This window comes from Dyadobacter sp. CY312 (assembly GCF_021390535.1).
GTDB lineage: Bacteria > Bacteroidota > Bacteroidia > Cytophagales > Spirosomataceae > Dyadobacter.
Map to the genome: position 1 here is coordinate 280,801 of NZ_JAJUXG010000015.1, position 11,062 is coordinate 291,862.

Sequence of the window (11,062 nt, forward strand, 5' to 3'; positions counted from 1 at the left end):
GCCACCAGTGCTGACTAGTTTTTCTTCCCTTTCAGAATTTCATTGTAACGATTTTTATCTTTCAGCAAGGTGAGCGCCTCCTTAACTTCTTTATCCTCTGTAAAAGACGCTTCCCGCATTCCTTTTTCCAGATAGTAATGTTTGATAATCTCAGACTCCAGTATCTGTCTTATTTCTGCCTTTCCGATTTGAAGATCGTTATCCTTGCTGTGCGACAATTTCGATCTGAGCGCTTTCAGTTGATCATCAATCACATCAATGGATTTTTCTTTTTTGGCAGAGGCTTCCAGGTCATTTAAATCACGCTCAACCTGGGTTGTGTAATCATATTCCTTATCAGAGAGCCACTTCACAAAAGTGTTGTATTCATTATCCGTCAAATGAAATTCTTTTGCTGGTTTGATCGTCGGATGTTCAAAATGATATTTAACGGCATAATCGAAAAACAGACGGTTTCTGCCCAAAGCCGAAGCCAATGGAGAATAGTTTTCCTTCTCTGTAACAATATCAGGTAATATTCCGCCGCCGTCAAAAACCGGACGGCCATTACGCGTTTTGAAAGCAGTCATTAAGGAATCAGGAATTTTACCAACACTGCCATCCTCATTACGGTGGCTGTAATCAATCGCCTGAATACACCTGCCACTTGGAATGTAGTATTTAGCAGTAGTGATCTTCATTTTTGTATTAAATGAAAGATCACGGGTTGTCTGAACCAAGCCTTTTCCATAAGTTCGTTGCCCTATCAGAACACCGCGGTCGTAATCCTGTATAACACCAGAAACAATCTCTGCTGCGGATGCACTGCGGTTATTGGTAAGAACAACAACAGGAATATCAATATCCAAAGCAGGATTGTAGGCTGTATATGTCTTATTCCATTCGGTCACCTTTCCTTTTGTCGAAACAACCTCTTCGCCCTTTGCTATAAAGATGTTAGAAATTTCGATCGCCATGTTAAGCAGCCCTCCCGGATTGTCACGCAAGTCGAGTACCACAGACTTCATTCCCTTACCTTTCAGCTCTTGAAAAGCGTTCCTAACTTCTCTCGAAGCAGTGGCCGTAAAATCTTTAAGATCAATGTATCCTACTTCATCCGAAATCATGCCATAATAAGGAACGTTGGTAACTTTTACAATATCCCGATTTAGGGTAATTTCCAACGGTTTTGCGATTCCATAACGCTTAATAGTGAGTGTCACACTGGTTTGCGCCTGACCTTTGAGCAATTTACCTGTATCAAAATCTTCTCTTGCTGATAAATCAACGCCGTTGATCTTCATGATCTCGTCACCCAGTTGCAAACCTGCTTTTTGTGCCGGAGTATCTTCGTAGACCATCATCACGGTATGTTTCCCATCCGAAGAATTCACCATTGCCCCAATACCGTTATACTTTCCGGTTGTCATGGTCATATAATCCTCGATATCATCCTCGGCATAATACACCGTGTACGGATCAAGTGTCCGCAGCATATTATCTATACTGGTTTTTATAAGCTGATTTGGATTAATTTCATCCACATAGTAGGCATTCAGCTCCTTGAACAAAGTTGCATAAATATCAAGGTTTCGTGCGATTTCAAACAGACGGTCATCTTGGCGAAAGGAAACAAACGCCAGGCCCGCTACCACAGGCGCAGCCAGGCAGATGGAGCGAAAATACTTTTTCATCTATGTCAGGAATTATCGGTTTGCAATTTCAGAGGGGCAGGAGGCACTTTTCCTAGTCTTTTCAGGATTGGCTTCATGGCCTGTTCAATAACGTCGTAAGTTGTTATTTCTTTTGCAAGATACAAAAAAGCGATGTACGATGGGCGTAACTCGAGAGGGGAAGTCACCAGTGATTCCTTATTGAGGCGGTAGGCTTCACGGCAACGTCGCCGGATGAGATTTCTGTCAACAGCTTTTTTAAACTGTTTTTTTGATACAGAAAACAAAACCTGAGGTAAAATGGGAGGGTTGTCTTTATCGTAAATATAAAGCACCCGAAATGGAAAGAGGTAGAACGTTTGAACATCCGAACTACCTCTTTTAAAAAGCTTGCCGATTAAACGAGGATCACAAAGACGCTCATTTTTTCCAAATTTTTGTTTCAAGTTCTTACAGAAAAAAGCGTCTGATGAATTGAATAAAATTTCAACTCATCAGACGGTGTAAGATTGTAGTTCTAAACAGGCGCATTCAATAGAACAAACTATTGAAAATACCTTCCTACCCAAACTTTAAAACCTTAAATTATTGCTTATGACGTTTTTCGTCAGAAACCGTTAATTTCCAACGGCCTTTTTTGCGACGACCGGCAACAACCTTGCGTCCGTTTGCCGTAGACATTCTTTCACGGAATCCGTGCTTATTTCTCCTCTTGCGATTCGATGGTTGAAAGGTACGTTTCATCTCATTATCAAATTATTGCGCTATAAAATCTCTTCGACCCGTAATTTTGGCTTGCAAAGGTAGAGATTTTTTGGAACTAAGTCAACATTTGCAACTATAATTATATTTATATCTCGCTCATGCCGTTTTATTTATCGATTTTGAGCCCGCTATTTCGCTCCCGAAGTAACTGTGGATTCCACTAATTCATCAATTACGAACAATCAAGGTAGGTTTTGAATGTAAATCAATCGATAAATGATTCCGATCCTTTTTTAATTCAGTGGTACCTTTCTTTTCTGGTAAAATTCGCTCCTAATTGAGGCTACCTCGCCTGAAAATCAAATTTGTTCTGGTAAGACTCCCTTTATCACCTGCTTGCAAAAGCATCCACCTATGAGTAAAATTTATCAAAAATTACTGTTAATGGAACATCAAAAAAAACCATATACGTAACATTATCAGACACTTACTGGTATGGTTATTTATGCTTCGACGTGTTAACAGTTAATAACTTAAATTTTAGAAATCATGAAAAGTATAAAGTTAAATATCGTAGCGTTATCAATAATCGCATCATCGGCAGCGTATGCCCAAATTCCCGCAACTTCAACCGCACCGGGAAGTACAACCAGACCAGCATCGCCACCGACAACGACCCAACCGGCAACTGTACCGGGAAACACACAGCCAGCTACTTCCACGTATCCTTCGACCGTACCAACAACACAGCCAACAACTCCGGCAGGAACGTATCCGCAAACGGTGCCGGCAACTACCCAGCCAGGCACTGTTCCAGGTGCCACTACCAACCCTACAACTGTACCAGCAGGTACAACCACACCAGGAAGTACAGTTCCGGGAAGCATAACACAGCCGGGAAATTTACCGGGAGCGGCGACACCCAATTCTAACGTTCCGGGAACAGGAACCACCACCTACCCACAAAATACACCGGGTACACCCGGCACGACTGTACCCGGCACGACCAGACCCGGAGGCGTATTACCAGGAAATACAAGACCGTCAACAACACCAGGAAGTACGACCAGCCCCGCAACCAGACCGGGCGGAACCAGTACACCTGCTTCTACCTCTCCGGTTCGCCCCGGCGGAAATAGTCCGTTTTAATAGTATATCGTAATAAATAAAAATTGGGGTATTGTTAAAAGCTAACAATACCCCAATTTTTTTATTCTAAAAGGAAAAATCATCCAGGAATACTATTACGATTCACAGCCTTGTTGACAGGACAAAATCCTGTAGTACCTCTGGTTATCAGCAACCCGCCCACAAAGATGAGCCCTTTGCCCAGAACAGTCTCTTTTTTTTGCATTCCGTAATATGTAATCAGGGCTCCTGCCAGTACGGAAATGAGGCGTTCCGCATTAGATACATTCTGAACTTCCTCTATGCTTTCACTTGCATTGTATATTTTATCCTTGATAAAACTGATCGTTGATTCCATGTGATTTCGCGGTTTAATTTAATGAATAATGATCCGCGATTTAAACAATCATACCAGTTGTGTTGGAGGAAGGGACAAGAACAAAATTCTTGCAAGGCAACAAAAAAGGCAGCCCTTCCGAGCCGCCTTTGCAGTCTATATTTTAAATTTAGAGAATCTTTGAACCTTGTTGCTCGTTATAACATATCTATGGACAAATAAGCAGAGCCCTAAATGACCTAAGTTACAATTCCAGATCAATCCACATACGCTGAGCCATCTTTTCTACCATTCCCACAATACCCTGAAACGCACCAAAAATAATGCATAACGGAAGTATGACGGGCAGGAAGATGAGCCATTGCAAAGCCATAGTTGCATTGAATTTTTTAAAAACTGGTGCTTTCATAAGAGTGTATTTGCAAATGAAATCTCAAACAACGATTTTAATCATGTAATGTTAACACAATTTTAGTAAAAAACAGTTCAGTTGTTGTATAAAATTTCAATAATAAATGTAATTTTTTCGATGAACACGCATAGAATTCACGAGATGGGTGTCGCTTCTGGTCATCAAAAATCCTGACCTCTAAAAAAAAATTTGTTAATTTGTTATATACAAGTAAAATATTCAATTATCTATGGCGTCTTCCGACATCATTCAACTATTACCAGATTCTATCGCCAACCAAATAGCCGCGGGTGAGGTCGTTCAACGCCCGGCATCGGTTGTGAAAGAGTTACTGGAAAATGCCATTGATGCAAAGGCGACGCAAATTCAAGTCATTCTGCGGGAAGCTGGCAGGACGCTCATTCAGATTATCGACAACGGATCAGGAATGTCGGAAACTGATGCCAGGATGTGCTTTGAAAGGCATGCAACTTCCAAAATACGACAATCCGAAGATCTATTCAGAATAAGAACCATGGGTTTCAGGGGCGAAGCATTGGCTTCCATAGCTGCGGTGGCGCAAGTTGAACTGCGCACCAGACAGGAAACGGACGAAATCGGCACGCTTATCAAAATAGAAGCTTCTGAAATAAAAACACAGGAAGCTGTTGCGTGTGTTACCGGCACCAGTCTCTCTGTCAAAAATTTGTTTTTTAATGTTCCGGCACGACGTAATTTTCTTAAATCCAATGCGGTAGAAATGCGGCATGTTTTGGATGAATTCCAACGTATCGCTCTGGCACATCCTGAGGTAGCCCTTACGCTGCATCACAACGATACCGAAGTTTTCAATCTCCTGTCGGGGAAACTTGTGCGCAGGATCGTTGATATTTATGGCAAAACTTATCGCGAACAGCTTGCTTTTTGTCAGGAAGACACATCTTACATCAGCGTCCGAGGATACATTGGGAAGCCAGAATTTGCCCGTAAAACACGCGGAGAGCAATTCTTCTTCGTGAACGACAGGTACATTAAGCACAGCTACATGCATCATGCTGTGACAAGCGCATTTGATGGGACGATACCTGACGGAAGCCATCCGTTTTATGTGCTTTTCATTGAAATTGATCCGTCTCACATCGATATCAATATACATCCTACAAAAACAGAGATTAAGTTTGATGACGAGCGATCTGTTTATGCCATTATCATGGCTGCGGTAAAAAAAGCAGTGGGAGTTTATAACCTGTCTCAATCCATTGATTTCGAGGAAAATATTAATTTCCTGAGTCCTTCGCCTTCGGAAGCAAATCACAATATGGTTCCGAGAACTGTGATGCCTGACTGGGCCGCACAATCTAAAAAGCCGGATTCCGGACAATCGAGGTCGAATCTGACCAATTGGAATAAATTGTTTGAGGGTTTGCAAAACACCGAAGACAGAAACCGGGAACTCGTTGCTTTTGAGACGAATACAGTTTCGGCATCCCGTCCGCAATATCAGGAGCAGGCTATGACGGTTGCCAGCAAGGTGAACCGGATGGCCTCCGAAGCAATTGCTGCGCCTGAAAGCGATGCCGTGATCTTCCAGCTGCACAATCGCTACATACTGTCTCAGGTCAAAGACGGTATCATGCTGATTGATCAGAAGGCAGCTTATGAACGTATTCTTTATGAGCGATATCGTAAAATGCTCACAAACAGAAATGGTGCCTGCCAGCAACTTCTTTTTCCGAAAACGATCCGGCTAACGCATTCTGACATGCAACTGGTACATGAAACGAAAAAAGAGATCCGAAGCCTGGGTTTTGAGTTCGATGAGTTTGGTGCCAATGAATTGATCATACGAGGCATACCGGCAGATCTTCCCGAAGAAAGCGAACAGGATTTGTTTGAGGAACTTGTAGAGCAATTGAAACGAAGTTATTCGGATCTTAAGCTTAATAAACCCGAGAGCCTTTCCAGATCACTGGCCCGACGTTTTTCCATTCGCTATGCAGTAAAACTCTCACTTGTGGAAATACATACACTTATTGACCAGCTGTTTGCTTCAACGGATCCGAACAGAACACCTAACGGAGAGGCAATTATAGTGTTGCTGACAATGGATAAATTGAGCAGTATTTTTAAGGTATAGGGAAACAAAAAGACGAATAAAAAAGTTATAAAAGACAGTCCACTGAATTTGAATTAAATATGTTAGCCATTACCCCTACGGTAAGAAATTTACTGATACTGAACATTCTCTTTTTTGTAGTTGATAAGTACATTCTCCAGGGAACGCTAAGTTACCTTTTTGCTTTAAGGCCGATTCTTTCCAGCGAGTTCATGCCGTACCAGTTTGTCTCCTACATGTTTCTTCACAGTCTTAGCGATTGGGGTCACATATTTAGCAACATGTTCGGGCTTTTCATGTTTGGCCCGCTGCTGGAGCGTATGTGGGGTTCACAAAAATTTTTATTCTTCTACTTTTTTACCGGAATAGGTGCTGGTTTACTATTCTCAGCTATAGGTTATTTTGAAATTTATCAACTCAGAGAGGCGGTTGAACTGTACACCCAAAGCCCTACACCTGATAATTTTGTTAGTTTTCTAAGCCATAATTTCGGCGGCGGAAATCCCAAGCTTATTGATTTTGCAAATGCGTTTGAAGCAAACTCTTCTAACCCTTCTTACGTAAATGAAAGTATAGCCATTGCAAAAAGCGTTTTACAGAGAGAAATTAACATTCCCATGGTTGGGGCGTCCGGAGCCGTGTTCGGTATCCTTATGGCATTTGGACTATTGTTCCCTAATACAGAGCTGTTTATGCTCTTCATTCCATTCCCTATAAAGGCCAAATATTTTGTTACCTTTTACGGATTATTTGAGTTATATTCAGGTATAAAAAATGCTCAGTCAGACAACGTTGCACACTTCGCCCACGTTGGAGGAATGCTATTTGCATATATATTGTTGCGGTACTGGCGCACTAAGAAAACAAACTTCTATTGACAGATGAGCAATATTGTAGACGACATAAAAAGGGAGTTCTCCAAATCGGAAAATTCACTGGTAAAGATTATCCTGATCAATACCGCTGTATTTCTGATACTGTTACTTGCCAAAATCATTTTCACGCTTTCACAATCATCCAACATCTACGGCTGGATCATTGATCTGCTTCGGCTTCCCGCATCTACTTCAGAGCTCGCTTACAGGCCCTGGACGCTCATTACATACTTTTTTACGCATGATGATATTTTTCATATTTTGTTCAACATGCTGTTTCTTTATTGGTTTGGAAAGCTTGTAGACGAATATCTTGGAGCTAAGAGAGTTATTGCCTTGTATATGCTTGGCGGGATTTTTGGTGGAATGATATACATCGTCATCTACAACCTGCTACCCTATTTCCAACCCCACCTGGAACAGTCCAGGATGTTGGGAGCATCTGCGGCCGCTTTTGCGGTAGCAGTGGGCGCCTCTACATTGCTTCCGAACTATACATTCAATCTTATATTTCTGGGACCAATACGGATTAAGTTTATAGCTCTTTTCTATATTATTTTATCCCTGGCACAAACCGTAGGACCCAATGCGGGGGGGAACCTCGCGCACTTGGGTGGAGCACTGGTTGGGTACTTTTTTATCAAACTGTTGCAGAATGGTACCGATCTCGGGAGGCCGATTTATGCTATAATGAATGTCTGGTCACGACTTTTCAGAAAGAGGCCATCAATGCAGGTTACTTACCGACAGAAGGAAGTTTATCGTAGTACCAGCGTTTATTCGGCGGCATCTTCACCAGGCACAATTGAAATGCCCGACCAAACTGAGATTGATACAATACTTGATAAAATATCGAAATCCGGTTACGAAAGCCTGACCAAAGAAGAGAAACAAAAACTGTTCAAAGCAAGCCAGCAAAAATAAAAGTCAGATTGATAACCTATTTGATTAATTTTGTGCATGTTTTGGGTTAGGATGAATTCTCAAATCTGACTTATAATTGTCTTTAATATGCTTATAACACCGGGGAAACTGCTCGCAAAGATTGACTCACCAGAAGATTTACGCAAACTGGACAGATCTCAACTTCCACAAGTTTGTAATGAATTGCGTCAGTTTATCATTGATAATGTCTCTGTTTATGGAGGACATTTCGGTGCCAGCCTTGGTGTTGTTGAGCTAAGCGTAGCGCTCCATTATGTCTTTAATACGCCCGACGATCAATTGGTATGGGATGTAGGACATCAGGCATATGGACACAAAATATTGACAGGCAGAAGAAAGGATTTTCATACCAACCGAACCTATGGTGGCCTTTCCGGCTTTCCAAAGCGCAAGGAAAGTATTTACGATGCTTTTGGAGTAGGTCACTCTTCAACTTCCATATCCTCTGCGCTCGGAATGGCGGTAGCATCGGCATTGGACAAACATTATCAGCGCCAGCATATAGCCATTATAGGCGATGGTGCTATGACAGCCGGTATGGCGTTCGAGGGCATGAATCATGCAGGAGCCACAGATTCAAATCTGTTAATTATCCTGAATGATAATTGCATGGCGATCGATCCCAATGTGGGGGCGTTGAAAGAATATCTGACTGATATTACCACTTCTAAAACTTATAATAAGTTTCGGGATGAGGTTTGGAATATGCTTGGTAAGATGAGCAACTTTGGAAAAAGTGCCCAGGAGGTCGTTTCCAAAGTTGAGGGCGTTATGAAAACTGCCATACTTCGTCAGAGCAATCTGTTTGAATCTTTAGGATTACGTTATTTTGGTCCTATTGATGGAAATGATATTGGTCATTTGACAGAAGTATTAAATGACCTTAAAAACATACCAGGTCCAAAGTTACTACATTGCCTCACTGTAAAAGGGAAGGGTTATGGGCCTGCCGAAAAAGACCAAACCAAATGGCACGCACCCGGTATTTTTGATAAGATTTCAGGAGAGATTAAGAAAAAAGTCTATGATACGCCTCAGCCACCCAAATATCAGGATGTCTTTGGTCATACATTGGTCGAGCTGGCCCAGGCCAACGAAAATGTAATAGGAGTAACTCCAGCCATGCCGTCCGGATCATCCATGAACATGATGATGGAAGCTATTCCAGACAGGGCATTTGATGTTGGTATAGCAGAGCAACATGCAGTCACCTTTTCTGCCGGCATGGCCACTCAGGGAAAAGCCGTGTTCTGCAACATTTATTCTACTTTCATGCAGAGAGCATACGATCAGGTTATTCATGACGTATGTATCCAGGAATTACCTGTAATATTTTGCCTGGATAGGGCCGGTTTGGTCGGAGCGGATGGCCCTACCCACCACGGAGTTTATGATATTGCGTTTATGCGCTGTATTCCTAACATGGTTGTGGCCTCCCCAATGAATGAGCAAGAACTGCGAAACATGATGTACACAGCTCAGCTAGGCTCCTTTCAAAGTGGCAACAATGCCTTTACAATCCGTTATCCAAGAGGTAATGGCGTAATGCCTAACTGGCGGACGCCGTTTCAGGAGGTAAAAATAGGTACAGGAAGAAAATTAAAAGAGGGCACAGACATAGCTATCCTTACGCTCGGTCCTGTTGGTAATTTTGCAAGTGATGCTTGCGAACTTCTTTTGGCACAAGGCATCAGTGTTGCCTTATACGATATGCGCTTTATCAAGCCGCTTGATGAAGTTATGCTTCATGAAGTCTTCAAAAACTTTGATCGCGTTATAACGGTGGAAGACGGCTGTCTTCAGGGTGGATTTGGTAGTGCTGTAATGGAATTTATGGTTGACCATGGATACTCATCCCGTCTAAAGAGATTAGGTATCCCTGACGGCATTATTGAACATGGAGAACCGTCAGACTTGTATAAAGAATGCGGATTTGATACAGAAGGTATTGTAAAGGTTGTGAATGAGCAAATGTCGCTAATGGTTTCCACTTTACACCAGGCTTAACAGAGCGCTCTCACGTCCTTGATTCGTGAGTTCGCATTAACATTTCGTAGCAGAAAAGCGGCTTGTGTTATTCCCGCGATTACTTGTTTACTCTTTGAACAGAAACTCCATATCCTGTTAGCTGGATTATAGCTAGCACCCAACCTAACAAATCCCTTATCTTTCTTATCATAATAATTTAATCGGTCCACCGATTTACAAAAAAGGGATCCCGTTACACGAACATAATCGAACATCATCTACAAAATTCGGGTAACCAGCTTTTTTACGCTCATTCTGCCCTCCATTTGATATTTATGCATACGTAGTCAAGAATTACCCTCATAGGCTTTTACGTAGCGATTTTGAGGTATCTCAGCCAGCGAATGTTAGCGGCCAAGATACCAGGTAACAGGAAGGACCACCACGTATATTATTTCCCATCTCGCAAGTGGCAGTTCGCAATAAACAATTCTCTAAAATCAATAAGCTATAAAGAGGCCGAAAATAGCCTGGGAAGGATCAATAAAAGTTGAGCGGTCTTGACGGATGTAAAGAGTTTATCCAATTTCAACGTATTCATATCGACAATAAGAATGGATCATAAGCAAAAAATGAGGAATCAAAGTTGCGCTCAATGCAATTTGATTCCTCATTAGATTAATGTCGGGGAGACAGGATTCGAACCTGCGACCCTCTGGTCCCAAACCAGATGCGCTACCGGGCTGCGCCACTCCCCGTACTATAAGTACTAGTACCTCTTTTCACCAAGATAAAACTACTAGCTTCTACTTAAACGCAAAAAGCCTCACATTTCTGCGAGGCTTTTGTAATAGTATTGTGGCGGCTACCTACTTTACCAGGTTTGATCCAAGTATCATCGGCGGTTCCGGGCTTAACTTCTCTGTTCGGGATGGGAAGAGGTGA

The 11,062-nt window shown here is 42.1% G+C and carries 10 protein-coding genes, 1 tRNA gene and 1 rRNA gene; 5 read left to right on the forward strand and 7 right to left on the reverse strand.

What is annotated here, in order from left to right:
• Positions 1-14 precede the first annotated feature (14 nt).
• From LZG71_RS22310 to rpmH, 3 genes are all read right to left on the reverse strand, one after another.
• A complete protein-coding gene (locus LZG71_RS22310) occupies positions 15-1,673 on the reverse strand; it encodes a S41 family peptidase (RefSeq protein ID WP_233824114.1) in 1,659 nt (552 codons plus the stop codon).
• A gap of 5 nt (positions 1,674-1,678) precedes the next feature.
• Positions 1,679-2,098 (reverse strand): ribonuclease P protein component, encoded by a 420-nt coding sequence (rnpA, locus tag LZG71_RS22315; protein ID WP_233824116.1) that lies wholly within the window; start codon positions 2,096-2,098, stop codon positions 1,679-1,681.
• Between the two features lie 139 nt (positions 2,099-2,237).
• Positions 2,238-2,396 carry a 50S ribosomal protein L34 gene (gene rpmH / locus LZG71_RS22320; RefSeq protein WP_015813300.1) on the reverse strand — a complete coding sequence of 53 codons (159 nt, stop codon included), beginning with the start codon at positions 2,394-2,396 and terminating at the stop codon, positions 2,238-2,240.
• A 510-nt stretch (positions 2,397-2,906) separates the two neighbouring features.
• Between rpmH and LZG71_RS22325 the strand changes: the two genes are divergently transcribed.
• Complete coding sequence (locus tag LZG71_RS22325) at positions 2,907-3,506, forward strand: hypothetical protein (protein ID WP_233824118.1); 600 nt, start codon at positions 2,907-2,909, stop codon at positions 3,504-3,506.
• Positions 3,507-3,585: 79 nt separating this feature from the next.
• Here the strand turns inward: LZG71_RS22325 and LZG71_RS22330 are convergent, their stop codons facing one another.
• Positions 3,586-3,843: a DUF2892 domain-containing protein gene (locus LZG71_RS22330; protein ID WP_233824120.1), complete on the reverse strand. Its 258-nt coding sequence runs from the start codon at positions 3,841-3,843 to the stop codon at positions 3,586-3,588.
• Between the two features lie 223 nt (positions 3,844-4,066).
• Positions 4,067-4,231 carry a hypothetical protein gene (locus LZG71_RS22335; protein ID WP_233824122.1) on the reverse strand — a complete coding sequence of 55 codons (165 nt, stop codon included), beginning with the start codon at positions 4,229-4,231 and terminating at the stop codon, positions 4,067-4,069.
• A 232-nt stretch (positions 4,232-4,463) separates the two neighbouring features.
• On the opposite strand from LZG71_RS22335, the gene mutL reads away from it, so the two are divergent.
• The 4 genes from mutL (at position 4,464) to dxs (ending at position 10,156) form a co-directional block, all read left to right on the forward strand.
• The gene (mutL, locus tag LZG71_RS22340; protein ID WP_233824124.1) at positions 4,464-6,350 is read left to right on the forward strand and encodes a DNA mismatch repair endonuclease MutL; all 1,887 of its coding nucleotides are present in this window, start codon (positions 4,464-4,466) and stop codon (positions 6,348-6,350) included.
• A gap of 59 nt (positions 6,351-6,409) precedes the next feature.
• Complete coding sequence (locus LZG71_RS22345; RefSeq protein ID WP_233824126.1) at positions 6,410-7,207, forward strand: rhomboid family intramembrane serine protease; 798 nt, start codon at positions 6,410-6,412, stop codon at positions 7,205-7,207.
• 3 nt (positions 7,208-7,210) lie between these two features.
• Positions 7,211-8,128, forward strand: a complete 918-nt coding sequence (locus LZG71_RS22350) for a rhomboid family intramembrane serine protease (protein ID WP_233824128.1) — start codon at positions 7,211-7,213, stop codon at positions 8,126-8,128.
• Positions 8,129-8,215: 87 nt separating this feature from the next.
• On the forward strand, positions 8,216-10,156 hold the full coding sequence (gene dxs / locus LZG71_RS22355; protein ID WP_233824130.1) for a 1-deoxy-D-xylulose-5-phosphate synthase: 1,941 nt from the start codon (positions 8,216-8,218) through the stop codon (positions 10,154-10,156).
• 645 nt (positions 10,157-10,801) lie between these two features.
• On the opposite strand, the gene LZG71_RS22360 is transcribed toward dxs, so the two are convergent.
• Together LZG71_RS22360 and rrf are read right to left on the reverse strand one after the other, a co-directional pair.
• Positions 10,802-10,875: transfer RNA gene (locus LZG71_RS22360), tRNA-Pro, on the reverse strand.
• Between the two features lie 98 nt (positions 10,876-10,973).
• Positions 10,974-11,062, reverse strand: a 5S ribosomal RNA gene (gene rrf, locus LZG71_RS22365); the annotation flags it as partial.

Coding starts and splice junctions, on each gene's coding strand:
- mutL (WP_233824124.1), top strand. CDS start 4,464: ATGGCGTCTTCCGACATCATTCAACTATTACCAGATTCTATCGCCAAC.
- LZG71_RS22345 (WP_233824126.1), top strand. CDS start 6,410: ATGTTAGCCATTACCCCTACGGTAAGAAATTTACTGATACTGAACATT.
- LZG71_RS22350 (WP_233824128.1), top strand. CDS start 7,211: ATGAGCAATATTGTAGACGACATAAAAAGGGAGTTCTCCAAATCGGAA.
- LZG71_RS22325 (WP_233824118.1), top strand. CDS start 2,907: ATGAAAAGTATAAAGTTAAATATCGTAGCGTTATCAATAATCGCATCA.
- LZG71_RS22335 (WP_233824122.1), bottom strand. CDS start 4,231: ATGAAAGCACCAGTTTTTAAAAAATTCAATGCAACTATGGCTTTGCAA.
- LZG71_RS22310 (WP_233824114.1), bottom strand. CDS start 1,673: ATGAAAAAGTATTTTCGCTCCATCTGCCTGGCTGCGCCTGTGGTAGCG.
- rpmH (WP_015813300.1), bottom strand. CDS start 2,396: ATGAAACGTACCTTTCAACCATCGAATCGCAAGAGGAGAAATAAGCAC.
- LZG71_RS22330 (WP_233824120.1), bottom strand. CDS start 3,843: ATGGAATCAACGATCAGTTTTATCAAGGATAAAATATACAATGCAAGT.
- dxs (WP_233824130.1), top strand. CDS start 8,216: ATGCTTATAACACCGGGGAAACTGCTCGCAAAGATTGACTCACCAGAA.